This is a genomic window from Staphylococcus sp. OJ82 (assembly GCF_000294465.1).
Classification (GTDB): Bacteria; Bacillota; Bacilli; order Staphylococcales; family Staphylococcaceae; genus Staphylococcus; species Staphylococcus equorum.
Map to the genome: position 1 here is coordinate 630587 of NZ_ALPU01000010.1, position 25862 is coordinate 656448.

Sequence of the window (25862 nt, forward strand, 5' to 3'; positions counted from 1 at the left end):
AATATTGTACCACTTTTCACAATATGTGTATGGTATCTAGCCTATTTCATTTATATAATTTTCACGTTATTTGACCTTTACAAGTTCTTCCATTAAAATAAATTTGATAAAAAATATTTTAATATAAAAGAATTCGAGGTATAAAATTTTATGGCATCTAAATATCAACAATATTCTACTGTCAGAAAATACTGGCACTTAATGAGACCACATACTTTAACCGCTGCTGTGGTACCAGTACTTGTTGGTACTGCTACTGCAAAAATATTCCTACTTGGTAGTGAAGATCATCTAAGTCTTACTTTGCTTTTAGCCATGTTAACCGCTTGTTTATTAATTCAAGCTGCGACAAACATGTTTAATGAATACTATGATTTCAAAAAAGGGTTAGATGACCACACTTCTGTAGGAATCGGTGGTGCAATCGTTCGAAATGGCATGAGTCCTAAGTTAGTCATGAATATAGCCATTGCATTTTATGTCATTGCTGCTTTACTAGGATTATTGATAGCCATCAACAGTTCATTCTGGCTCATACCAATTGGACTCGTGTGTATGGCAATTGGTTATTTATACACGGGTGGACCATTCCCTATTTCTTGGACTCCTTTTGGTGAAGTATTCTCTGGAATTTTCATGGGTATGATTATTATTTTAATTGCATTCTTCATTCAAACAGGTAATTTACAAAGTCTAGTTGTTTGGATCAGTCTTCCGATTGTTATAACAATCGGTTTAATCAATATGGCTAATAACATTCGTGACCGTGTTAAAGATAAAGAAAGTGGTCGTAAGACATTACCTATTTTATTGGGTAAAAATAATTCAATACGCTTCTTAGCATTAATGTACATTGTCGCGTATGCATTAGTTATCTATATTACATTCTTCCAACCTGGTGGTTCAATTTTCTTTTTACTTGCATTACTGTCATTCCCGCTACCTATCAAGGCTGTACGTAGATTCAAAAAGAATGACACGCCAGCAACTATGATGCCAGCAATGGCTGCAACAGGAAAAACGAATACATTCTTCGGTCTACTGTATGCACTAGGTATTTATATTAGTGCTCTGCTCGGTGGTATTTAATATATTTCTCAATTAGCAAGTTTAACCCAGCAATCAAATAAAGTAAGTATTACTTTTTCGATCTTCATACTCATGAAGGTCGATTTTTTGTTTTTTAACAGAGATAAAAACTCAGTCTTTTATATGTACCATGTGGTAATGCATATGACCATATAAATCGAATTCACTTGTAGGTTGGAATCCTAATTTTTTATAAACATGTAACGCCCCATCATTGAGTAAATCACAATTTAAGCTCCATTTTTCATCTGGATACGTTTCTAATACATGTTTAATTAATTTAGTAGCGACACCCTGCCCTCTAAATTCTGGGAATGTAGCAACTGTTTCGATATACCATTCATCATCATTAGCCTCTTTCATTGGCATCGGCGTCCCATATGCTCTAATGTCTTCATCCAACTCCATATCTAACCAAGCCTTTTCAAGCTCTAACTCTTTGTTACCAGGATATGCAATTAAGCAACCTGCAATGTTACCATCAACTTCGTATATCCAAGTATTACTATAATGACCTCTATATGGTACATCCACCATACTTTGTTCCATGATTTTTAGTAATCTTTCTTTATCGGTGTATTCCACTAAATCTATGTCTAATTGACTCCATATGATATAACATAATTTTGCAATTTCATGCTTATCGGTAGGTTTAGCTTTTCTAATCATTTGTATTCTCCTTATTATGTTTATTTAACTATATTATATATGAATTAAATAAAAAATTCGAAGTAATAATTGGTTTTTACGAGAAATCGTCTTTCATTAATTGTTTTCGATTGTTGAATCGCTTAATATAAGAGATAATTAAGATAAGAACTTTAAAATGAAAGGACTAGACATATGAAAGTAAATAAAGTCATTTACGTTATACTTGCATTTTTACTCGGTTGGTGTGGCATTCATAAATTTTACTCAAATCAACTTTTACAAGGTATTATACATTTAGTGTTCTTTTGGACAGGCATTCCATACGTTATCGCTATCATTAGTGGCATCATTACGATTTTCTTTAACAAAGCAGACGAAGACGGTCTTATTTCTTTTGAAAAATAACCACTTTTTTATTAAAAGATAAAATATTTTCTATTTTCTCCAATATTTCATCTGAAATTGGGTAAAGAAACTATATAGCAAACTATGGAAAGTTGAATTGTAACTTAGGAGGACTAATAATGAAAAATATTATATCACGTGTTTTCAGATCTGTAGTAGTAGGCTTTATTATAAAAGGAATCAGAAATTTAATAAGTAAAAAATAGATTTCATATACATTGAAATTTACGAAAAAATTGAAAAGCTAATCGTTTCTAATTTTAGAAACGATTAGCTTTTATTTTTACAATTACCTTATAGAATTCTTATGATTAACAAAAAACACCCACCAAATGGTGAGTGTTTTTTAATTATTTTCTTTAACTAGTTATTTGAAATTTTACAAACTATAATTATTAATACACTTTTTAATTTTGACGTGTAAAAACCTTCAAAGTTTTCACTTTTAGTGTCTACTTTGAAGGTTTTTATTATTTTTCTGATTTAATTTATGCTCATTTTTAAAATTGAGATAATTATAGTTCTTTAAATCGTTTAATTGTATCTCCTATTTCATCTCTTACGCGTTGAAACTCTGACCATGCTTTACCTGCTGGGTCATCAAAGCCCCAATGTTCTTTTTTCACATTAGGCGGTATAACTGGACAATTATCATCAGCATCACTACAAAGTGTAACAACGAGATCAGACTGTTTTAAAATATTACTATCAATCATATCGGATGTATGATTTGAAATATCAATATTAACTTCTTTCATAGCTTCTATCGCCTTAGGGTTTACACCATGCGTTTCGATACCTGCTGAGTAAACATTCCATTCTTTGCCGAGTATTTCTCTTCCCCAGCCTTCAGCCATTTGACTACGACAAGAATTACCAGTACATATAAAGTGAATTGTTTTTTTATCCATTTATGATTACCTCTCATTTAAAAAATAATTAGTGTTAAATATAAACCTAATAAGGTTACAAATAAAACAGGGATTGTGATAATAACTCCCGTTTTGAAATACACACCCCAAGATATTTTCACTCCTTTTTGAGTTAGCACGTGTAACCAAAGAAGTGTGGCTAAAGAGCCAATGGGTGTTATTTTAGGTCCTAAATCAGACCCAATAACGTTGGCATAAATCATGCCTTCTTTTAATATTCCTGTGGCACTCGATTGACCAATTGCTATAGCATCTATTAATACAGTTGGCATGTTGTTCATAATAGATGAAAGAAATGCAGCTATAAAGCCCATGCCCATGATACTACTAAATAAGCCGTAACTTGAAATATTTGTTAGTACATCACCAAGAAGTGTTGTAATCCCCACATTTTTCAGGCCAAATACAACGAGATACATACCAATAGAGAATAAAACAATATTCCATGGCGCACCTTTAATTACTTGTTTCGTATGAACGGCTTTAGATTTACGCGCTAATAATACAAATATTAAAGCAATCATACCAGCAATAATAGATACTGGAATATTTATAAACTCACTTATTAAATAACCAACGAGTAAGATAGCAAGTACAATCCAAGAGATGTTAAAAAGCTTTTTATCTTTAATCGCTTCTCTTGGTTCTCTAATATTTACTTCGTTAAATTTACCTGGAATAGATTTTCTGAAATAAAGCCATAACACAAGAATACTTGCAATCAACGAGAATATATTAGGTATAATCATTTTACTAAAGTATTCAATAAAACCTATATCGAAATAATCTGCAGAAACTATATTAACTAAATTACTAACAATGAGTGGTAATGAAGTTGTATCTGCAATAAAACCACTAGCAATGATAAATGGAAATATTGCTTTTTTATCAAAGCCTAAATTACGTACCATAGCTAATACAATAGGGGTAAGTATTAAAGCTGCACCATCATTTGCAAAGAAGGCTGCTACAACTGAACCCAAAAGCATGATAAAGATAAACATTTTCAGGCCATTACCCTTTGATGCTCTAACCATATGTATAGCAGACCACTCAAAGAACCCAATTTCATCTAATATAAGTGAAATAAGAATAACTGCAACAAATGTTAAAGTCGCATTCCAAACGATCCCAGTAACTTCCAGTACATCTGAAAAACTTACAACACCCGTAATTATAGCTACTAAAGCACCAATTAATGCAGTAATTCCAATATCTAACCCTTTAGGTTGCCAGATAACAAAAATTAACGTTAATACAAAGATTGTGATTGCTAATATCGTCATCATTAACACTCACCTGACTTCATATTTTTACAAATACATAATTCATTTGTAGTATTTATTAGATTTAAACTTTGATTAATTTGTTCAAATACATCGTGGTTAAGCCGATACATGCGCTTATTCCCCTCTTTTCGTGTAGTAATTAACTCACACTCTACTAATGATTTCATATGATGACTTAAAGTTGGCTGAGAAAATTTAAAATGTTCCAATACATCACATGCACATAACTCACCACAAGAAAGTAAATCCATAATTTCTAATCTACTTGGGTTAGAAAGCACTTTTAATACGTTTGATAATTCTTTATATGACAAGTTCATCTCTCCTCTCACAAGTAAATAGAATATCATCTATATAGATAATTGTCTATATTCTATTAATAATATCCTGAATTTTTAATTGAAAAAATGATTATGATATATTATAGTTAATACATCAAAAAAAATTGATTAATTAGAAAGGTGTAATCTATGGATGTTATAAAAAATGCAAACCATTTAAATGAAGATGACAAGTTAACCTATTATGAAAATATGTTCAACGCACTTGCCGACAAAAACCGTCTAAAAATACTTAATAAAATTAGTCAGAGTACTAATAAATCACTATGTGTATGTGACTTAGAAGCGTTATTAGATTTAAAACAATCCAAACTTTCTTACCATTTAAAAAAATTGGTCGATACACAAATTTTAATCCTTGAAAAGCATGGTACATGGAACTATTACAAAATCAACGAAGCACAAATCCAAGTCGTATTAACTGAAGATACTTGTTGTAAAATATTGTAGTTTTCATATTATATTAATCAATTTTTTGATTAATATATCAAGAAAAATTGATTAATATATAGAGGAGCTTCACTAATGACAGAGTCAATCATCGAATTCATAAAAACATTTTTAATGTTATTTTTTGAATTGTTAGCACTATTTATAGTTGTAAGTTTTATCGTAAGTTTAATTCAACAACTCGTTTCAGAAGATAAAATACGAAGGCTGTTGAGCAAACCTAACAAAGCAACTAACTATGTATTAGGAATGACTTTTGGGGCTATTACACCCTTTTGTTCTTGTTCCACTATTCCTATACTTGCTGGATTATTAAATTCAAAAGTTCCATTTGGTCCAGCCATGAGTTTCTTAATCGCTTCCCCACTTATGAATCCACTCATGATATTTATGCTATGGATTCTATTAGGTTGGAAAGTTGCTGTTGTTTATTTTATTGTCTTAGCAATTTTCAGTATTTTAACAGGATTTGTATTTTCAAAAATGAATCTGGCAGAGAGTTATAAAGGCGTTACTGTTAAAGGCGATGGTTTCTTCTCAAATAAATCAGGGGCTCGTGTTAAGCAAGCGCTAAACGATGCTTGGGCTTTCCTATATCTAATGTTGCCTTATTTAATTATTGGTGTATTTATAGGTGCGTTTATTTATGGATTTATTCCAGAAACATTTATAACTCAATATGCAAGTGGCGATGGTATTATCTCTGTTGTTATTACTTCTGTTATTGGTATTCCAATGTATATCAGACCAGAAACAATGCTTCCTATAGCTGAAGCTTTAGTATCTAAAGGTATGTCACTAGGTACAGTCGTGGCACTAATTATAGGTGGCGCAGGCGCAAGTATACCTGAAGTAGTCTTGTTATCTAAATTATTTAAAAAGAAATTTGTAATATCTTTTGTTATAGCAATTTTAGTCGTAGCAATTGCTACTGGTCTAATTGTTAACTTAATTATTTAAGGAGGTGTAGTCAATGGGTCTCAAAGATGCATTAAAAAAATTAAAACCACAAGAACAATCATGTTGTTCAGTAGAAATTGAAGAACATACGGATAAAAAAGAAGAAAATAACGAGAAAAAGAAGTAGACAGTAAACCTTGTTGCTAGTTTTCACAAGTTTAAAAGCTAAAAAATAAAACCTACAAACAAAGGATCTTCTAAATTTAAGAAGATCCTTTGTTTGTAGGTATCAAAGTCAACTACTTATATTTTAGCTCAACATCATTCAAATTACATTTTACTTTACGATAATTACAGGGATTTGCGCGCGTTTTGCTACTTTATGACTCACACTACCTAAGACCATTTCTTGTAAGCTATTTAGGCCACGGGTTCCTAAAATTATAGCTTGATACTCCCCCTCATTGGCAATTTCAACTACTGTATCAGCAGGAACGCCATGTGCAATTTTCACTTTATATTCCACACTATGTTTGGTGAAAAATTCAGTGATATTTCCTAATTTATCTTCTCGTTTATTATTTAAACCTTCACCCTTATTACCATGTAATACGTCTGTTTTCGATTCATCAACATCAACAACTGTAAGTATCGTAACAATCGTATTTTCATCTATGAAATTTAAAATTTCTTTTGCTGAACGCAAGCTGTTCTCTGATCCATCCGCCGCTAACAAAATTGACTTATACATAAATAGCACTCCTTTAATTTAAGTGATTCTCATTTAATTGGCTTAACTCAGACACAATTTTCCGACTATCCGAATTCAATTTTTCAACATGGACAACATTATTCTTTTCTTCAAATTTCCTTACTATAGTATCTATTGCGTCTACTGCCGAGTCATCCCACAAATGTGCATCATTAAAATCTAATTCTATCGTTTTATTTTCAACGTTAAAATTAATTTGTTCCATCATAGAATCAATAGACACAAAAAAGATTTGACCTTTGAAATACAAATAATTCACATTACTGTATTCTTCTAAAATAACATTAATTTTTGAAATTTTAGTAGCAAAAAACAATGCACTGAAAACGACTCCAATAATTACACCAATTGCCAAATTGTGTGTCATTAAAACAATAATGACAGTTATTATCATAACGATAGCATCTGTTTTAGGTGCTTTTTTGATATATTTAAAAGAATTCCAATCCACAGTTCCTACAGAAACCATAACCATGATACCTGCTAAGATAGGCATAGGAATTTGTACAACAATGTTGCCTAATACTATAATCATAAATATCAGGACAATGCCGGCTGTAAAGGTAGACAATCTACTATTTGCACCTGATTTCACATTAATGACTGATTGACCAATCATGGCACAACCTCCCATACCACCAAAGAAACCAGTGATGATATTAGCAATACCTTGTCCACGTGATTCTCTATTTTTACTGCTGTAAGTATCTGTAGCATCATCAACAATTTTAGCTGTAAGTAAACTTTCTACTAGACCGACAACTGCCATCGATAATGAATAAGGGAAAATAATTTGTAAAGTTTCGAAATTAAATGGAACATTAGGAATTAAAAAATGTGGTAGTGATTGCTTAATCGTACCTAAATCTCCTACCGTTCTCACATCAGCTCCAGTGTACATATAGATTCCAGTTAAAACGATAATAGCAATTAATGGTGCAGGGACTGCTTTTGAAAAACGGGGTAAAATATAAACAATTAATAATGTTATGATCACATATACATATGTTGATATTGATATACCAAAGATATGTTCTATCTGGGACATAAATATCATAATCCCTAAAGCATTAACAAAACCAATCATAACTGAGCGGGGTATAAATTTCATTAAACGGCCAATTTTCAGCAAACCTAAAATCAGTTGTATCGCACCCATAAATATAGTGGCAGCTAAAAGGTATTCTACGCCATGTTCTTTAACTAAAGGGACCACTAATAGCGCTACAGCTCCCGTTGCACCTGAAATCATAGCAGGCCTTCCGCCTACAACAGCAGTTACAGTGGCTATTATAAAGGCTGCATATAACCCGACCATAGGATCAACTCCTGCTATAATTGAAAATGCGATGGCTTCAGGAATTAATGCCAATGCAACAACTATACCAGCAAGGATATTTTTACCAGGCTGATTTAGCCATTCCTGTTTTAATGTTTCAATCATATTTACTCTCCTTTATAATAAATTATAAAATAAAGTATAACAGAATAGTTTCATATGTATACCCCTTTATGAAACTATTTTCAAAAAAATCTATAGGTGGTGCTTTCCAATGCATTTGGGCTACGTAAGGCCAGTCATAATAAATGATTCAATGATAGAACAAAATAAGAAAATTGCAAATTATACAAAGGATATTTTTGAGGAGTCTCACGCTCATAATAAAAAAAGAATTCAATTAGAATTACTTTTAAATGAAAACTTATCTACAGGAGATACATTATATATAACTGATTTATGCATACTTGCTGATTCTACCAAACATTTAGTAGATATATTAGATAGACTTTCAAAGATGAATGTTTCACTATACGTAATAAATTTAAAAAAATACATTAATAAAGCAACTAAAGAATCATTCTTAGAAATACTACATAATATAACTGATTTCCAGAGTGATATCGTTAAATTTAGAACCCGTATAGGATTAGAAAACCACACCAAAGAAGGAAAAAATATGGGGAGGCCAAAGCGAGATGATAAGAATCTTAAAGATGCTATAGAAATGTATATGAGTAAAAAATATACTTTAAATGAAATTAAAGAGAAAACGAATATAAGCAGAGCAACTTTGTATCGTCATTTAGATAAATAGTATTTTGTTAAAAAATGTAAAGTTCAAAATAAATTAGCCTTTACATTTTTCTTTTTAGAACAAAAAAATACCGAAATCCTGTTAAGGACTTCGGTATTAAAAAGCTTGTTTTTATTAACGGAAACGGAGAGATTCGAACTCTCGCGCCGCTTGCGCGACCTACACCCTTAGCAGGGGCGCCTCTTCAGCCAACTTGAGTACGTTTCCAATGGCTCCACAGGTAGGACTCGAACCTACGACCGATCGGTTAACAGCCGATAGCTCTACCACTGAGCTACTGTGGAATAATTGATATCTCAATCAAGCACAAATACTATTATATCAACTTCAGAGAAATTTTCAAGTACCTTAACCAAAAAAATATACGGAATATTTACACTAAATTAATATAATATTCCACATATGACATTTTTACATTTATATTTTAGAAATGTTTTGCTATTTATTTTCAAATAGAGAATATTTTGCTAATGCTTCATAAATATTTAATTGTGGTTTCGTATAGTCTATAGGAGATTCAGGATCAAAAGTAGCCACCCTAGCTGCTCTATCCATCATATAGTAATAATATATACCATTTAAGTATTGATGATGCATACTGTGTGCTGAAATATTAACAACTATAGTCTGGTTATCGACAAATGTGATTTTACATTTTTTATCTTTTAAAGCTCTTATGGTTTGTACATAATGAATATTGATCCAAGTGTTTTCTTCTTTTCGGTCTGAATGTGTAGGAAAAAAATAAGTAGGAAATAATGGAGTGAATAATATCGGGGGTTTACTATTAATACCTGTAATTCTCATTGTGTCTTCTTTTTTAAATACATAGCTGCTACCATAAAATCTACATGAACGATCTATAATCTTATGTGTCCGTTCCTTTACGATATCACGCTCCTCCTTATACTTTAATACACAAGTACCTTCATTTAGTCCTATAGATAAATTACAAGGTTGAAGAGCCATATCACCTTTTTTAATAATGTATTGTTGAATCATAGCTGACGCCTCCTTAAAACTTATGGTGATACTCAAATAATATAACACAAAGATTTTAAAATCAACTTATTTAATAAAATATTTTATAAATTTTCTACAATTGATTTTTAGTTATTATACTTTTGTATTTTCTTATTTTTTGAAAAGTTGCAAATTACACTTATATTTTTGGAAAAATCTGACTATTTATTGATTTCAAAAATAAAAGGCTGTATACTATATGTAAATATAGATAGAGGGGCTGTGTTGAAAATGAAAAACAATACAAATGTTAAATACAATTCATTAGAATCTTTTGTGTCAACGATTAATGATTTAGGTATTGAATTAATCATTGATGAGTCGTTAAGAAATGTCCGTAAACAGCAGTTAGAATACCTCATTGACCACGCGCTTAAGAATAAAAACGAGCAGGATTTCAAACGTTATACTGAAGAATACAGAAACCTGGAGGAATTTCTCGTTGGATAATTTAATAGATTGTTATTTAAAATAAGGTCTATTCCCTACTTACACCAATAAGTTAGAGAATAGACCTTTTTGAGTTTTATTTTTACTTATAACTCTTGTTTATGACATTAATCTAATGAGTTCATGGCGATCGATATCACCAAAATAATGATAAATATCGTAGTTTGAAAATGCTTCCTCGATACTATCAAACTCGTGTAACGTACCTTCTAATGCATTTTCAAGTTCTGTTATGTCACCTTCACCGAAGAAATCTCCAAAAATTCTTGCGTGCTCAATACGACCTTGTTTAACATCTAATTTAATCTGAACGAAACCTTTTTCAAACTTCTCTTCTCTTTCAAAGTTATATTTTGGATTTCTACCATAATTCCAATCCCATGTACGATATTTCTCATTACTCAATGCTTCAATATTTTTCCAATCTTCATCTGTAAGTTGATATGTTTCAACTTGATTTGCTTCTCCAAAAATAGTTTTTAAAATAATATCTTTAAAGTTATCAATATTAATAGGTTCTTCAAGAAATTCTGAAATATTTGCGACTCTGCTACGTACAGATTTAATCCCTTTAGATTTAATTTTTGCAGGATTAACTTTTAATGCGTTCTGAACTTCATCCAATTCACTATTTAACATTAATGTACCATGACTAAACATGCGATCTTTCACTTTTACCATAGCATTGCCTGAAATTTTGGCGTTACCTACTTGAATATCATTTCTACCAGTCATTTCAGCATCAACACCCAACGATTTTAATGCTTCAACAATTGGCTCTGTAAATTTTTTAAAATTATGGAAGCTGTTACCATCATCATCTGTTATAAAACTGAAATTTAAATTACCTTCATCATGGTAAACAGCACCTCCACCAGATATACGTCTCACAACATCAATATTATGTGCATCAATATATGGTTTGTTAACTTCTTCAATCGTATTTTGGTTTTTACCAATTATAATAGACGGTCTATTCACATAAAATAGAAAATAGCTGTCGTCTTTCGGCATATTTTTTAATACATATTCTTCCATTGCTAAATTTAATGTTGGATCTGTAATATCATTATTACTAATAAACTTCATCTATTGCACTCCTTTTCCCTAAAAATATACCCTTACCTTATTTATGCTATATTTCCTCTAAAAATGCCAATCATTTACATTAAATATGATAAAAAGTTTCAAAATCGGTTTATATCACACAATTTAATGGTTATTTGTTTATTTGTCTTAAGTTTTTTTGTATAATACTATCTAGTTAGCATTTCTAGGGAGGACTAAAAATGACTGTTGCAGAAGTTGGAAATATAGTAGAATTCTATGATGGTTTAAAAGGCCGTGTAGAGAAAATTAATGATAATTCAGTAATTGTAGATTTAACAATTATGGAGAATTTCAATGATTTAGACTTGCCTGAAAAAACTGTTATTAATCATAAGCGATATACAATCGTTGAACAAGAAGGATAGTAAAAAATGAATAGAATTTCAAAGGCTTTAATATGGTTTCTTTTAAGCTTTATTGTATTCCACATCATCCTCTTCATTATGTGGGGAGAAAAACAAGAGTATTGGTATTTATATACTGGCATTATGCTCATAGCTGGTATTAGTTATATCTTTTATCAAAGAGATATAGAATCTAAGAGATTGCTTACTTCTTTAGGTGTTGGAATTGTTACTGGTATTGTATTAATTATTATTCAGCTGATTATTGCAGCAATTTCTTCGGATATAAAATATCTTGAATTAATTAAAGAATTAACAAGAACTGGCGTATATTTTAAATGGCAAATGTTAATAACATTAGTCTTTGTTATACCTTGTCATGAACTCTATATGAGAACAGTTTTACAAAAAGAATTGATTAAATTAAACATACCAAGTTGGCTTAGCATTATAATTACGGCGCTTTGCTCAGCTTCATTATTCTACTATCTAGATAATTTATGGATTGTTTTCTTCATCTTTATCGTACAAATTGCACTCTCAATAAGCTACTTTTATACGCGTAGAATTGCTACCACTGTAATAGCACAAATCGTTGCAGTAGTAATTCTATTAATATTCCATGCTTAACTTATTGTGGAACTTTATACGTTTTATTAAAAATTAAAAACTGGAAGGCGCTCATTAAAATAATGAGCGCCTTCCAGTTTTTTGTGCTATATAAAATAAATATATTATAATACTAATTTTTCCAGTTATTACAGCACTGTTGCATACGAGACACTTGCCAAATTAGAATAGCCTAGTATGAATTGAAGGCTACATGCTGAGTCTATAGCCCTATCTTATGCAAACGAGGATATAGTAGTATTTATATTACAATCCTTTAGCCTATGTTATTACATTAAAGCTTTGCTTTTGATTTATTTTATAATGCTCATTTTTCAAATTTCTAGATATTAATTCTACCATCGTTATTTCGCCAGTTTCATGAATAACTGCATTTTCTAAATACTGTCTATAATTTCTATAACAATAATCTGTCATACTTACACGATACATATGATTCAGTCTTATGTTTTTTAAATTAACACGATTAAACGGTGCAGCATTCATATCAATTGTGTAATCCACGCCTTGCCAAAACGTACATAATGTTTCATCAATAATTGTTAAACTGAGTTCACCATGGCTAAATTCTATATGTGAATAGCCATACTCTAGAATATCTTTAATCTGCTGTCCTTTTAAAGTTAAATCAACTGGCACGTCAGGATGCGGATACGCTTTATATAATGCTTCATTGGTTATTGTTGCTTCTAAGCCTTCTTCTCCACTGGTAGGTAAATGTACACATGAAATATCATAATCAAACTCTGAGCGAATACCGTCATGTAAAAGTTGCGTGAAAGGATGGGGCTTCGTAATAACGTCTCCTAAACCGTTTACTTGAGCAGAAACGGGCGTAACATTTAAAACTTCTTTCCCCCAATGTTCAACAGTTTTTCTATCATAAAATGTTAAGTTTAGTAAATCCTCATCTTCCTTATACTCGTTTAAATCAACAATTTGTGACTCAACATCTTCTAATTCATATGAGGTAGTTCTTTGCTTAAAGTTAATTTTTACATGGACTAATTGTTCCGCATTTTGACCAGCTTGTACATACAATGTTTGATCATCTCTACCTATAAAAGTTTGATGTTGATGACCAGTAATCAGTAAATCAATCACGCCTAATGATTGCATAATTTTTTCCGCTTCATTCACGTTTTGTTCGCGTTCATTTGCGGATTTATTCAGTTGGTTTATACCACCATGATATATGACTATAAGAAAATCTGGCATTTCAGTTTCATGAATAAAGCGAATCCATCTTTTAGAAGCCACTAAAGTTTTATCAATTTGTAGCTCATTTTCCATTTCAAAGTGTTCGCGGTTCATCAATCCGTCTGAAGTTAATCCAACAATAGCTATCTTGACGCCTTCTACTTCTTTTATCGTATAAGGTGTAGAGAAATAAGGTTCTCTTGTACGCTTATATTCAATATTCGCCGATAACCATGGAAACCTGGATAAAGAGACCGCTCTTGAAAAGAAGGACAAACCGAATTTAAATTCATTAGGACTAATACCACTTGCATCATATTGCATAGCATTCATCAGCTTTATCATAGGATGACGCTTATATGGCGCAACAACAGCATAATAAAATGCAGCCAATGAACCAGCCAAACTACCGCCACTGTCCAACAAAATAACATGTTCATTTTCTTTTCTCTTCGTTTTAACGTAAGTACCTGCTCTATATATATTAGAACCATGATCTCCGTTTAGAAAATGACTGTGCATATCTGAAGTTGTGATAACATCTATTGTAATTCTCTCGCTTTTTTTCATATGCCTCTCCCCTCATTTCCTTCAGTATAACATGTTTCTGAATACCCATGATAGCAAAAGAAAATATTACCTTCTAAGAATTTTAATAATTTAAGAAGCCTTGCTTAAATCATTTAATTGCCTCTTTTTAGTACTTTTACATTATTCTATAAAACATTGAAATTAAAAAACCCTCTCTTGCACTGTTTTCACAAGAAAGGGAATAACTTTATAATTAATCATCTTAAAACTATCAAAATGAAGTTTTAGCCAATTTGAATACGTTCTTTCGGATAATGGTATTTGTCTGGCTCTCTACGCCCACCAATCATAATAATAAAACTAATAAGTCCTACACGACCAATAAACATCAGTACCATCAATACAATCTTACTCATCCCACTAATGTCATCAGTAACACCTAATGATAATCCACATGTCCCAAACGCTGACATGACCTCGAAAAATGCTTGTAGAAATGATATTTTGCCATTTTCAACCACAAGTATTGTAATCGTACCTGCAAATGTGAGTATTCCTGCCATTGTAAAAACAGCAAATGAGCGTTGTACATCTGTTGTATGAATTTCACGATTAAATGCTTTAATCGAGGTTTTTTCATTATTATTGCTAAAGTTCAATAAGAATAAGATTAAGATTGCGAAAGTAGTCGTTCTAATACCACCACCTACTGAACTCGGTGAAGAACCTATAAACATTAAGACACTCATAATTACATTCGTACCTTCTCCAAAATTACTTACATCAATGGTTTGTAATCCGGCACTTCTTGTTGTTGCAGATTGGAACAGTGCGTAAAATAACGATTTATGCCACGTCATATTTTGAAAAGCATGGTTATGTTCAAATAATAAAATTATTATTGCGCCGAATACAAACAATACTAAGTAAGTCATGGTTGTAATTTTAGCAAATAACGAAAATCTAAAATTAGGTATTCTATTTTTAATGTATGCTTTTACTTCAATTAATACTGGAAAGCCAATAGATCCTAAAATAATTAAAAACATAACTATAGTCTGAACAAAATAGTCATTAGCATAAGGAATTAACGATTGTCCTGTTATGTCTAAACCGCCGTTTGTCGTTGCAGATACCGCTACAAACATACCCTGCATAATTGCATATTGCAAATCTGGATTATCTCTATAAAAATAGAATGCTAATAATGACGCTCCAACAAGTTCTATAATTAAAATTGTACGTACAATATCTAGAATCAGTTTAACTGTACCACTCATGGTATCTTTATTATTATCAAGCATAATAAGCTGACGTTCACGCATGCCAATATGTTTTCCTAAAAACACCCATAGCATCGTACCAATGGCCATGACGCCAATACCACCGATATTTAGAATAATCATAATTATGATTTGTCCAAAAGTAGTATATGTCTCAACGATATTAACAGGCGATAAACCAGTCACACTCACGCCTGAAACTGCTACAAACAAAGAATCAATCGGGTCAACATTGATTCCAGATTTGTGAACAAATGGTAAATTAAGTAATAAAAATGCTACGATAATTGCAACAATATAATACATCACTATCCCTTGTTGAGGGCTTGATTTTTTTAACAATTGATTGAAAATGGACAACGTTTATTCACCCCAACGCTACTTCAATTTAATCTTGATATCCTTAAGCTTACCATCTCTGTATATTTTAGCTGGTAATGTATCCAAATCATCTTTATGATTAAAAATAATTTGTCTATATCTTAGATTATCTTCTAATTCTTTACCATCTAATTCTACTATTACATCATCTTTTTGCAACCCAGATTTTTCACCTGTTGAATTTTCTTTAACTTCACCAATTAATACACCTGATTTCACATCTTCAGGTAGTTGTAATGATTGACGCGTTTCATCATCGATATCGGCAACATTCATGATACGAACACCTGTATTAGGATATTTGACTTCACCTTTAGCTTCAAGTTCTTTTGCTATTGATTCAGCTTGATTTACTGGAATTGCAAATGCAATACCTTCTACATTATCCATATCTATCTTCAACGATGCAATGCCTATTAATTTACCATCTCTATTAACCACGCCACCACCAGAGTTACCAGGGTTTACCGGCGCATCGATTTGAAATGCATCCATTAGTACATCATATTGTTCATCTTTATCAATATCTACAGGTATATGACGATTAAGACCTGATACGATCCCTTCTGAAACACTACCTTTAAAATCAACACCTAGTGGATTCCCTACAACGATAATAGGTTCCCCTAATACTAAAGTGCTTGAATCACCCATTTTGATTGGTTTAACGTCACTCCTAGACTTAACCTTTGCTTTAACCACTGCAATATCAGAGAATTTATCTGTACCAATAACTTTTCCTATTGAGTAGTCTCCGTTACCATATGTAATCTTCTGTTCTTTCTTGTCTCTTACTACATGCGCATTTGTCATGATAAAAATAGAGTCGCTTACTTTTTTGTAGACGACACCTGATCCTAGCTCATTTTCTTTACCTGCTTCTTGTGTCTCTTTCTCTGCAGAAGAACCTTTGTTGCTTGTATCATTCTCAACCGTTACTACTGATTGCGTAGCACTATTTGCGCTCTTCATAGTTGCGGTATATGACTTTTCTTTACCATTATTACTTTGGAAAATACTATCCTTGTCATTACCATTTTGATCAACGTTAGTAAATATTGCATTCATCAATGTTAATAATAATATAACTGCAATAACGATAAGTACTTTAGGCCAATGTTCCTTAAAGAAATATTTAATCTTATCAACGTTGCTTAATTGTCCATTTTGATTGGTGTGATTTGATCCTTGATGTTGAGATGCATGCTTGTTACGCGCTGTTGTTTGCGCTTTTTCTTCTTTTGCATCTACATCTTCTTCTTCAACGTATGTTTCAACTCGAGATTGTTGTGCTTCTTCTGAATAAAAGTTATCTACTTCATCAATTTTTGACGATTGATTTTTTGATAATGTGCTCTGCTCAGTAACCACTGTATCATTTTCTGTATTCTCTCGATGATCATCTGTTTCTTGCTCAGACTTACTTTGAGTATGATAATTAGCATTTTGCTTCTGTGGGTAACTTGAGGACTGTGTGGTATCTGATGACTGTTTATCGCTTGGTACATCTATATCTTCTTTAGAACCACTTTGTTTAGCCATCAAAGCCTGTTGTTGTTGTATCTCTTCTTGTGTTAGCTTTTCAATACGTGCTTTTCGTAAATTTTCTTTCACACGCTCTTCATTATTTTTGGCTAATTTTTGCGCTTTTTCTTTACGCTGTTCTCTGGCCTCATGCTCTAAATGTACACGTTGTTCACGTTCTTCATTATGAAAAAACTCACGTCGTTTACGTCCATATTTTTCTTTAGGAATGACGTGTTTTTTATTTTGAGTCACCTTAATCCCCCCTAATATTACATAAATATTCACTCTCTATTATGACATAATATAATAGATAATTCTTCTTTATTTTCTTTTATAAAAGTAGATACATTCTGATTATAATCACTTTCTTTCTAAATTTCTAACTTTAAATGATTTTCTCAAATATTTTGACACATCCTTGCTCAATTTTAGTAAACGACAATATTAAAATTTATAAATAATACCTTACATGTTTTTACATAAAAAAACTGGAAAACCTCTATGAGCTTTTCCAGTTACCTTAACATTTACTTTTGCTTTTCTTTTTTCTTGTTATTTCTTAATGAAGTTAACCAACCAATAACTACTAACAATATCATGACAGTCCAGAAAATAGATTGCCATAACGTACTATGTGGGAAGTGTTCAGGTAAAACAGCGATTTCTTCATGTGCAAGCACCATGACCACTAATTTAACACCTACCCAACCAACAATAGCAAACGCTGCGCCTTCTAAACCTGGGTATTTGTTTAATAAGTTTACAAACCATGTTGCAGCGAAACGCATAATTACAACGCCCAACATACCACCTATGAACATAACAGCAAACTGACCTAAGTCCATTCCGCCGAAGTGGATGCCAACTGCTGGTAATGTCACTGCAATTGCAAGAGCTGCAAGCATTGAATCAATAGCAAATGCAATATCTGCAAATTCAACTTTTAATACAGTGCCCCAAAATTCTTTAGGGCTTGCGTGAATCTCTCCACCATCTTCATCAAAGTGATGATCATCACCAGCTTCTTGTTCTTCCTTATCTTTCTCTTTAAAGAAGGATATCAAATTGGTTATGGACATATATAGTAGGTATAATGCACCAAGTGCTTGTATCCACCAAAGATTTGCGATAATACTGATTAAGAATAAAGAAATAAAACGGAATACTAATGCACCTAATAAACCATAAAACAAAGCTTTTTTTCGTTGTTCAGGCGGTAAATGTTTAACCATAACTGCCATAACTACGGCATTATCTGCAGCCAATAGTCCTTCTAAAAATACTAGAACAACGAGCACCCATAAATAAGGTAAAATCATACTTGGATCCATCTAGGACAACTCCTTAATTTTTTAAACATAAAAATAGAGACCTAAGCTAAGTTAGTGTATTGCCGCTATTTAATTTAGTTCATTTAGTTTTTATACACTAAAGAACAAATCAATCGCGTTATTCACTATTAGCAAAGGTCTCACTCGACAGTTTGTATCTGCCCACTTTACCGGAAGCAATCAAGCTTCGTAATGACGATAAAATGACTATGTTAAAAAGATATATACAGTATTTTCTTTAAGCATATAAATGCATGCTTCATATATATTTTTAATAAAAGTTGAGTTACTCCCCTCTGACTACAAAGTCATAGGTATTCTATTAATATCGTTATTATACACAAAATATAGTTTTATAACAAACCATATAATTTAATTTCTGGAAACTTCTCTTCAAACCATCTCGTTGCAAATTCATTATCAAATAAAAACACATAATTTTCATAAATATCTTTAACTAAAATTGAACGCGATGTACTCATCTTATCTTTAACTTCTTCTTCATTTTCTATCCAACGTGCAATTTTCGGACCGACTGCCTCCATGACAACATCGACATTGTATTCATTTTTTAAGCGGTGTTCGAATACTTCAAATTGTAACTGTCCAACTGCCCCAATAAGAATTTGGTTTGTGTGTAGTGCTTTATAATATTGAATCGCACCTTCTTGAACTAATTGTTCAATACCTTTATGAAAGTGCTTTTGTTTCATAACGTTTTTAGCTGAAACTTTCATAAATAACTCTGGCGTAAATTGTGGTAATTCTTGGAAACTGAATTTTTGATTACCACCAACTAACGTGTCACCAATTTGGTAATTACCAGTATCATACAAACCAATAATATCTCCAGCCACCGCATGGTTTACTGTTTCTTTATCATCAGCCATGAATGATGTTGAACGTGTGATTTTTTGTTTTTTCTTGGTACGCTGTAACGTAACATCCATGCCACGTTCAAAGGCACCGCTTACTACACGCATAAAGGCAATACGGTCTCTATGTTTAGGGTCCATGTTCGCTTGTATTTTGAAAATAAATCCTGAAAAATCTAAATCATAAGGTTTTACTTCCACTTCTTCTTTTGTTTGACGACTATGAGGCATTGGTGCATGATCCACATAAGCGTTTAAGAAGTTTTGAACTCCAAAATTAGCTAATGCCGAACCGAAAAATACAGGCGTTAATTCACCATTTAGTAATGCTTCATTATCAAAGTCTTCGCCCGCTTCTTCTACTAGCATCAACTCTTCAATAGCTTGAGAAAACGCGCTATCATTTTTCATTTTATGATCTTCTTCTAATTCAAAATCATCATTTAAATGCAGCGTATTTTCTTCTTCTCTAAAAGGCTCAATTGTATGTGAGTCGCGATCGATAATACCAAAGAAATTTTGTCCCATTCCTATCGGCCAATTCATGGGATATGTTTCAATTTCTAAAGTAGATTCAATTTCATCTAATAATTCAAATGGTTCTTTACCAACACGATCAAGTTTATTAATAAAAGTAAAGATTGGAATACCTCTCATTTTACAAACTTTAAAAAGTTTTAGTGTTTGTGGTTCAATTCCTTTTGCACAGTCAACTACCATAACAGCACTATCTACTGCTAAAAGTGTTCTATATGTGTCTTCTGAAAAATCTTCGTGTCCTGGTGTATCTAGAATGTTGATTTTATAGTGATCATAATCAAACTGCATCACTGAACTTGTAACTGAAATACCACGCTCTTGTTCTACTTTCATCCAGTCACTAGTTGCAAATTTTCCACTTTTTTTACCTTTAACAGTTCCTGCTTCTCTAATCGCACCACCAAATAATAATAACTTTTCAGTTAATGTGGTTTTACCAGCATCAGGATGAGATATAATTGCAAAGGTTTTTCTTGATTCTACTTCTTCCTTTATACTCATTTTTAGTCTCCTTTAATCCTCAAGTATCAATTTGACAATGTCAGTGGCAATCTTAGTTGCTGTAGACTCGTCAAGTAACGTAAACAAGTGTATCACAAGTTCATCATTGATATCATCTTCATTTAATGTTGTATCTATTTCTAATGACCAATTTAATTCTGGCAGCGCAATTAAGTATACTTCCGCTTCAGTATTTTCGTAAATATATAAATTTGAATACACATCATTACAATCTATATTACTAATCTTCAACTGGCCCACCACCAAATTTTTTATATGCCGCTTCTAAACCAATCAAATCATCTCTATGAGGTACTTTTACATGGCCGGGCATAATCTGATACGGCTCCCGCCCTTTCGAAGCTAATACTACTGTATCTCCAGGTTCAGCGATATCAATCGCATGGCGAATTCCTTCTGCACGATCATCAAATTCAATGTAATTTTGATGTGTCGCACCTTGTGCTAGTGCCTGTGTTAACACTTTAGGCTCATCGTTTGCTGGATTATCTGGTGTGAAAACCACGTAGTCCGCACGGCATGCAATACGTCCCATTTCAGGTGCTTTGCTCATATCTCGTTCTCCTGCCAAACCACATAAGAAAATTAATTTTTGTGAAGTAAAGGGTTGAACTGCATCAATTAATTTATCCATACCATCTGCTGTATGTGCATAATCAATAATCAAATCAATTGGTAACGTTTCGTCTAATACTTCGAGTCTGCCTTCGACTGGTTCTAAGTTTTCAACTGCTTTTACAATTTCACTTAGATTAACGCCCTTACTCCAAACAGCAATCATTGCTGCCATAATATTAGAAACATTAAAAAGCCCGACATATGGTGATTTCACATAAAAATTACCCTCTGGCGTTACAAAATTAAAAGTCGCACCCTGTAATGATTCATTTATATCTTCAGCCATAAATTGTGCTTTGTTATTAATGCCGTAAGTAAACGCTTCAAATGGTGATACTGACGCAAGATATTCAGAAAATCCATCATCTTGATTTAACACAACAAACTTTTCTTGAGACAAATCTTGGCCAAGTTGGCTAAATAATAGTGATTTTGCATGGCCATATGCTTCCATCGTACCGTGAAAATCTAAATGGTCTTGTGTTAAATTTGAAAAAATTGCCACATCAAAGTTAACACCACTTAAGCGTCCCAATGATAACCCATGACTTGAAACTTCTAAAGTCATAGCTTCAGCTTTCTTTTCAACAGCTTCATTGATTTTTTTAGTTAAAGCTACAGTTTCTGGTGTAGTATTAGAGCCTTTTGATTTTTCTTCATTAATCTGAAAACCATTTGTTCCTAAGTAAGCACTACCTTTACCTAATTTTCTATAGATATGGTGTATCATTGTAGCAATTGACGTCTTACCATTTGTTCCTGTAACACCATAAGTGACAAGCTGTTTACTTGGATAATTAAATAACTTGTTTGCTAATAGACTTGCTACGCGTAAAGTATCAGGTACTATGATTTGTGTCACATTACCGTCTAATTCTTGCGCTTGACTTACGACGACGATTTGGCAGCCTTGGTTTACTACGTCTTGACAGAATTTGTGACTATCAACAGTATAACCTTTTGATGCTACAAAAACGCTACCTTGTTGTGCAGTACGAGAATCAGTTGTGATATCTGTTACATCTCTCTCTAACGTACCGACAACTTGTTTTACTCTTATTTTTTCAAATAACAAATTTGCATCCAACATTTATCGCTCCTTTATTTCCAATACTTCTATTATACACGTTTTTCTTTGATTTTATAGAATCTATTATCTAGATTATAATAATTTCTTCCTATTATATATGTGCTTTTATAACAGGAAAATCACATGATTTTTTTGAGTTTAAATTAGCTTTGAATTCCTTTGTTAAATTTATGTAACTAATTTGTTAATGCTTTCTATATATTCACTTAATTTTTACTTTTCAAGCATACATTTATATTAAGCGTGGTAATGTATTAATATACAATGACTTGATTTACTGCATACATATTTCTGAATTCAGTATGAATCATTTCATATCAGTATGTAAAATGATATAATCTTCAGTAATTATGTTTTTTCTTTCGCATGTCAAAGAAATGCGTTAAACTTAGCATGAGCTAAATTTATACTATTGGAGGGTGGCTTAAATGGTTACTCAAAATAAAAAAATACTAATCCTTACTGGATCCTTTGGTAATGGTCATTTACAGGTTACTCAAAGTGTAGTGAACCAGTTTAACGAAATGAATCTAGACAATTTAACAGTTATTGAACATGATTTGTTTTTAGAAGCTCACCCAATACTGACTTCTATATGTAAAAAGTGGTACATTAACAGTTTTAAATATTTCAGAAATATGTACAAAGCATTTTACTATAGTCGTCCCGACCAATTAGACAAATGTTTCTATAAATACTATGGACTTAATAAATTAATAAATTTACTGTTAAAGGAAAAGCCTGATTTAATCTTGCTTACTTTCCCAACACCAGTAATGTCTGTTTTAACAGAACAATTTGATATGAACATTCCTATTGCAACTGTGATGACAGATTATAGAATGCAAAAGAACTGGATAACTCCTCATTCTCAAAGATATTATCTAGCTACAGAAGATTTAAAAGATGAGTTTGCTAGCATAGGTATTCCTAAATCGCAGATAAAAGTTACAGGAATCCCTATCGCAGATAAATTCGAAGAAGATATTGATAAAACATCGTGGCTACGCCAAAATAGTTTAGCCCCTGACAAACCAACAATACTCATGTCTGCAGGTGCCTTTGGTGTATCAAAAGGTTTCGATCAAATGATACAAGAAATATTAAACCGAAGTCCTCACTCTCAAGTCGTAATGATTTGTGGTAAAAATAAAGAATTGAAACGTACGTTATCTGCACAATTTAAAAATTACGACAACGTACTTATCGTAGGCTATACTAAGCATATGAATGAATGGATGGCTTCAAGCCAATTGATGATTACTAAACCAGGCGGCATCACAATATCCGAAGCCTTGACACGTCAAACACCTATGATTTTCTTAAATCCTGCTCCAGGTCAAGAGTTAGAGAATGCAAATTACTTTGAAGAAAAAGGATTTGGTTTGATTGCTGACACACCTGAAGAAGCAATTCAACAGGTGGCAACATTAACAAATACACCATCAAAAATAGCAGAAATGACTCAGTCAATGAATGAATCTCGAATTCCATATTCAACTTACAAGTTGTGTAATGACTTGTTAAATTTACTAGATCATTCATCTCGCTATGAAGAAGTTTACGGAAAGGTTCCTTTATATGCAAAGCTATTCGTTAAATAAAGATAATTATCATTCAAATAAAAACTTTATAATATTGTTAGTAATTTTGTTCTTAATGGAATTTGCCCGAGGCATGTATATATTAAGTTACTTAGCATTACTTCCAACAGCAACCTCAATTGCGGTAGGTATTACATCTATCGCTATTTCTGCTCATTTTATAGCTGATGCAACTACCAACTTCGTGATTGGTTTTTTACTTAAACGATTAGGCACGAAACTCGTACTCACATTAGGTTTCCTACTTGCATTCGGAAGCTTGTTCTTAGTCATTTGGTTCCCGACTTCTCCCATTGTTCTAATTATCAGTGCACTACTACTTGGTATAGCTGTTAGTCCTATTTGGGTTATTATGCTTGCAAGTGTCGATGAGAAAAATCGTGGCAAACAAATGGGATATGTTTATTTTTCATGGCTCCTCGGTTTACTTGTCGGTATGGTGGGCATGAATCTTATCTTCAAGTTCCATCCGACGAAATTTGCATTTATGATGGCGTTGGTAGTACTAATTGCTTGGATTTTATATTACTTCGTGAAGATAAGACTTACGAATTATAATACTCGACCAGTTAAACAACAATTAGGTCAAATCGTAGATGTGACAAAACGTCATTTAATTTTATTCCCAGGTATTTTATTACAAGGTGCTTCTATCACAGCATTAGTTCCTATCCTACCTACATATGCAACAAAAGTTGTCGGTGTATCTACAGTAGAATATACTATGGCACTTGTATTTGGCGGTATTGGTTGTGCAATCTCAATGCTCTTCTTATCAAAAGTCATTGATAAACATGGCACATTATTTATGTACTGCGTCATTTTTGGTGGTTTTATATTATATACGATAATGATATTTGCTCTATCACTGATTACAGATATTGCACTTGTATGGATATTGGCAATCTTTATTGGTCTGATGTATGGTATATTACTACCTGCATGGAACACATTTATGGCAAGCCATATACATATAGATGAACAAGAAGAGACTTGGGGCGTATTTAACAGTGTACAAGGATTTGGTTCAATGATTGGTCCGCTTGTCGGTGGCTTAATCACCCAATTCACAGCTTCTGTAAATAATACGTTTTATTTCTCAGCATTATTATTCTTATTCTTAGCTATATTCTATGGCATATACTTTATTAGAAATAAAAAATATCACCTTAACTCATAACATATTCACAAAGATTATAATCACAAAATAAGGAGTCACTAACAATTTGTTAGTGACTCCTCTTTAATTCCATTTTTTATCGTAAGCAATCATAGATGCTACTAATGGGCATTATTTAAGCTAAGTTAAAGTTATCTAATACTTTCCATTTTTCATCTTTCTCATCGTAATAAACTAAAGAAAGTTGTTCAATTGTTTCTTTATAATCAATACCCGCTAATTTCAATTGTCCATAAATATCTTCGAACTCTTGGCTTGTTAGTCCTTGCGCAATTGTGAAATGTGGTACAAATGAGTGATCTGGCACGCCATGGAAATCACCATTGTTAAATTTGTAGAATAATTTTTCTAAAGTTTCAGTTTTTTCAACTTTAAAATAAATGACATTGGTAATCGGCGCGAAGTTCGATGCTTTTGTTGCATGAACATCAACTGCTGGTATACCCTCAAGTCTAGATTTAATTGTCTCTTTGACAGATTCTAAATCGCTATCGTTTATTTTAAATTGCCCCTTAATCGTGATATGCGGCATAATTGACGCATAGTGAGCATCATAACGCTTACGATATGCATTCACTTCATCTTGAAACGCTTTTGACGGAATTAATGCTAATCCTAAAATCATTTAAATTCCTCCTTTGTTTAACATAATTACATTATATCAAATTTCTGAAAAATTCGTTACTTTAAACTAAATT

The 25862-nt window shown here is 32.1% G+C and carries 27 protein-coding genes, 2 tRNA genes and 1 pseudogene; 11 read left to right on the plus strand and 19 right to left on the minus strand.

The genetic code is table 11. The features are described from left to right. The first annotated feature begins 150 nt into the window (after positions 1 to 150). On the plus strand, positions 151 to 1089 hold the full coding sequence (locus SOJ_RS10405) for a 1,4-dihydroxy-2-naphthoate polyprenyltransferase (RefSeq protein ID WP_002508058.1): 939 nt from the start codon (positions 151 to 153) through the stop codon (positions 1087 to 1089). Between the two features lie 111 nt (positions 1090 to 1200). Here SOJ_RS10405 and SOJ_RS10410 read toward each other — a convergent pair whose 3' ends face one another. Next, complete coding sequence (locus tag SOJ_RS10410) at positions 1201 to 1758, minus strand: GNAT family N-acetyltransferase (protein ID WP_002508059.1); 558 nt, start codon at positions 1756 to 1758, stop codon at positions 1201 to 1203. 174 nt (positions 1759 to 1932) lie between these two features. Between SOJ_RS10410 and SOJ_RS10415 the strand changes: the two genes are divergently transcribed. Continuing rightward, a complete protein-coding gene (locus SOJ_RS10415; RefSeq protein ID WP_002508060.1) occupies positions 1933 to 2145 on the plus strand; it encodes a TM2 domain-containing protein in 213 nt (70 codons plus the stop codon). A 515-nt stretch (positions 2146 to 2660) separates the two neighbouring features. Here SOJ_RS10415 and arsC read toward each other — a convergent pair. From arsC to SOJ_RS10430, 3 genes are read right to left on the minus strand one after another with little or no spacing between them, the layout of a single operon-like run. Beyond that, positions 2661 to 3056 carry an arsenate reductase (thioredoxin) gene (gene arsC / locus SOJ_RS10420; protein ID WP_002508061.1) on the minus strand — a complete coding sequence of 132 codons (396 nt, stop codon included), beginning with the start codon at positions 3054 to 3056 and terminating at the stop codon, positions 2661 to 2663. Positions 3057 to 3073: 17 nt separating this feature from the next. After that, positions 3074 to 4366: an arsenite efflux transporter membrane subunit ArsB gene (gene arsB, locus SOJ_RS10425; RefSeq protein ID WP_002508062.1), complete on the minus strand. Its 1293-nt coding sequence runs from the start codon at positions 4364 to 4366 to the stop codon at positions 3074 to 3076. Continuing rightward, a complete protein-coding gene (locus SOJ_RS10430) occupies positions 4366 to 4680 on the minus strand; it encodes an ArsR/SmtB family transcription factor (protein ID WP_002508063.1) in 315 nt (104 codons plus the stop codon). The genes arsB and SOJ_RS10430 overlap by 1 nt, the downstream gene beginning before the upstream one ends. A gap of 156 nt (positions 4681 to 4836) precedes the next feature. Here SOJ_RS10430 and SOJ_RS10435 point away from each other — a divergent pair, with 156 nt between their 5' ends. The 3 genes from SOJ_RS10435 to SOJ_RS10445 all read left to right on the plus strand — a co-directional run bounded on the left by SOJ_RS10435 (position 4837) and on the right by SOJ_RS10445 (position 6244). Then, the gene (locus tag SOJ_RS10435; protein WP_002508064.1) at positions 4837 to 5157 is read left to right on the plus strand and encodes an ArsR/SmtB family transcription factor; all 321 of its coding nucleotides are present in this window, start codon (positions 4837 to 4839) and stop codon (positions 5155 to 5157) included. Positions 5158 to 5232: 75 nt separating this feature from the next. Further along, positions 5233 to 6117, plus strand: coding sequence for a permease (locus SOJ_RS10440; RefSeq protein ID WP_002508065.1), 885 nt, complete (start codon positions 5233 to 5235; stop codon positions 6115 to 6117). Positions 6118 to 6130: 13 nt separating this feature from the next. Next, complete coding sequence (locus SOJ_RS10445) at positions 6131 to 6244, plus strand: hypothetical protein (RefSeq protein ID WP_002508066.1); 114 nt, start codon at positions 6131 to 6133, stop codon at positions 6242 to 6244. Between the two features lie 150 nt (positions 6245 to 6394). Here the strand turns inward: SOJ_RS10445 and SOJ_RS10450 are convergent, their stop codons facing one another. Both SOJ_RS10450 and SOJ_RS10455 read right to left on the minus strand, forming a co-directional pair. Further along, a complete protein-coding gene (locus SOJ_RS10450; RefSeq protein WP_002508067.1) occupies positions 6395 to 6808 on the minus strand; it encodes a universal stress protein in 414 nt (137 codons plus the stop codon). Between the two features lie 13 nt (positions 6809 to 6821). After that, complete coding sequence (locus SOJ_RS10455) at positions 6822 to 8273, minus strand: SulP family inorganic anion transporter (RefSeq protein ID WP_002508068.1); 1452 nt, start codon at positions 8271 to 8273, stop codon at positions 6822 to 6824. Positions 8274 to 8382: 109 nt separating this feature from the next. Between SOJ_RS10455 and SOJ_RS10460 the strand changes: the two genes are divergently transcribed. Continuing rightward, positions 8383 to 8925: a recombinase family protein gene (locus SOJ_RS10460; protein WP_002508069.1), complete on the plus strand. Its 543-nt coding sequence runs from the start codon at positions 8383 to 8385 to the stop codon at positions 8923 to 8925. Positions 8926 to 9043: 118 nt separating this feature from the next. On the opposite strand, the gene SOJ_RS10465 is transcribed toward SOJ_RS10460, so the two are convergent. The 3 genes from SOJ_RS10465 to SOJ_RS10475 all read right to left on the minus strand — a co-directional run bounded on the left by SOJ_RS10465 (position 9044) and on the right by SOJ_RS10475 (position 9927). Beyond that, positions 9044 to 9132 (minus strand) — tRNA-Ser (locus SOJ_RS10465). 2 nt (positions 9133 to 9134) lie between these two features. Then, a tRNA-Asn gene (locus SOJ_RS10470) sits at positions 9135 to 9209 on the minus strand. Positions 9210 to 9363: 154 nt separating this feature from the next. Beyond that, on the minus strand, positions 9364 to 9927 hold the full coding sequence (locus SOJ_RS10475; RefSeq protein ID WP_002508070.1) for a competence protein ComK: 564 nt from the start codon (positions 9925 to 9927) through the stop codon (positions 9364 to 9366). Positions 9928 to 10179: 252 nt separating this feature from the next. On the opposite strand from SOJ_RS10475, the gene SOJ_RS10480 reads away from it, so the two are divergent. Continuing rightward, entirely contained in the window at positions 10180 to 10398 is a 219-nt protein-coding gene (locus SOJ_RS10480) for an IDEAL domain-containing protein (RefSeq protein ID WP_002508071.1), read from the plus strand. 99 nt (positions 10399 to 10497) lie between these two features. On the opposite strand, the gene SOJ_RS10485 is transcribed toward SOJ_RS10480, so the two are convergent. After that, a complete protein-coding gene (locus SOJ_RS10485; RefSeq protein ID WP_002508072.1) occupies positions 10498 to 11487 on the minus strand; it encodes a lipoate--protein ligase in 990 nt (329 codons plus the stop codon). A gap of 200 nt (positions 11488 to 11687) precedes the next feature. Between SOJ_RS10485 and SOJ_RS10490 the strand changes: the two genes are divergently transcribed. Together SOJ_RS10490 and SOJ_RS10495 are read left to right on the plus strand one after the other, a co-directional pair. Then, positions 11688 to 11873, plus strand: coding sequence for a YkvS family protein (locus SOJ_RS10490; protein WP_002508073.1), 186 nt, complete (start codon positions 11688 to 11690; stop codon positions 11871 to 11873). Between the two features lie 6 nt (positions 11874 to 11879). Beyond that, entirely contained in the window at positions 11880 to 12482 is a 603-nt protein-coding gene (locus tag SOJ_RS10495) for a CPBP family glutamic-type intramembrane protease (protein WP_002508074.1), read from the plus strand. Between the two features lie 261 nt (positions 12483 to 12743). On the opposite strand, the gene SOJ_RS10500 is transcribed toward SOJ_RS10495, so the two are convergent. From SOJ_RS10500 to SOJ_RS10530, 8 genes and pseudogenes are all read right to left on the minus strand, one after another. Beyond that, positions 12744 to 14252, minus strand: a complete 1509-nt coding sequence (locus tag SOJ_RS10500; RefSeq protein ID WP_002508075.1) for a bifunctional metallophosphatase/5'-nucleotidase — start codon at positions 14250 to 14252, stop codon at positions 12744 to 12746. Positions 14253 to 14497: 245 nt separating this feature from the next. Beyond that, the gene (locus SOJ_RS10505; protein WP_002508076.1) at positions 14498 to 15856 is read right to left on the minus strand and encodes a TrkH family potassium uptake protein; all 1359 of its coding nucleotides are present in this window, start codon (positions 15854 to 15856) and stop codon (positions 14498 to 14500) included. Positions 15857 to 15874: 18 nt separating this feature from the next. Then, positions 15875 to 17419: a S1C family serine protease gene (locus SOJ_RS10510; protein ID WP_443255803.1), complete on the minus strand. Its 1545-nt coding sequence runs from the start codon at positions 17417 to 17419 to the stop codon at positions 15875 to 15877. A 152-nt stretch (positions 17420 to 17571) separates the two neighbouring features. Next, positions 17572 to 17662, minus strand: a pseudogene (locus SOJ_RS14885) (hypothetical protein); the annotation flags it as partial. 269 nt (positions 17663 to 17931) lie between these two features. Then, positions 17932 to 18735, minus strand: a complete 804-nt coding sequence (locus tag SOJ_RS10515) for a TerC family protein (RefSeq protein ID WP_002508078.1) — start codon at positions 18733 to 18735, stop codon at positions 17932 to 17934. Positions 18736 to 19088: 353 nt separating this feature from the next. Further along, positions 19089 to 20651: a peptide chain release factor 3 gene (locus SOJ_RS10520; RefSeq protein WP_002508079.1), complete on the minus strand. Its 1563-nt coding sequence runs from the start codon at positions 20649 to 20651 to the stop codon at positions 19089 to 19091. A gap of 12 nt (positions 20652 to 20663) precedes the next feature. Continuing rightward, positions 20664 to 20903, minus strand: coding sequence for a YueH family protein (locus tag SOJ_RS10525; protein WP_052034664.1), 240 nt, complete (start codon positions 20901 to 20903; stop codon positions 20664 to 20666). After that, positions 20893 to 22377, minus strand: coding sequence for a UDP-N-acetylmuramoyl-L-alanyl-D-glutamate--L-lysine ligase (locus SOJ_RS10530; RefSeq protein WP_002512244.1), 1485 nt, complete (start codon positions 22375 to 22377; stop codon positions 20893 to 20895). The genes SOJ_RS10525 and SOJ_RS10530 overlap by 11 nt, the downstream gene beginning before the upstream one ends. A gap of 431 nt (positions 22378 to 22808) precedes the next feature. Between SOJ_RS10530 and SOJ_RS10535 the strand changes: the two genes are divergently transcribed. Together SOJ_RS10535 and ltaA are read left to right on the plus strand one after the other, a co-directional pair. Beyond that, entirely contained in the window at positions 22809 to 23984 is a 1176-nt protein-coding gene (locus tag SOJ_RS10535; protein WP_002508082.1) for a diglucosyl diacylglycerol synthase, read from the plus strand. After that, positions 23962 to 25164 (plus strand): lipoteichoic acid biosynthesis MFS flippase LtaA, encoded by a 1203-nt coding sequence (gene ltaA, locus SOJ_RS10540; protein WP_037539564.1) that lies wholly within the window; start codon positions 23962 to 23964, stop codon positions 25162 to 25164. The genes SOJ_RS10535 and ltaA overlap by 23 nt, the downstream gene beginning before the upstream one ends. Positions 25165 to 25279: 115 nt before the next feature. On the opposite strand, the gene SOJ_RS10545 is transcribed toward ltaA, so the two are convergent. After that, on the minus strand, positions 25280 to 25789 hold the full coding sequence (locus SOJ_RS10545) for a YjcG family protein (protein ID WP_002508084.1): 510 nt from the start codon (positions 25787 to 25789) through the stop codon (positions 25280 to 25282). Positions 25790 to 25862: the final 73 nt, after the last annotated feature.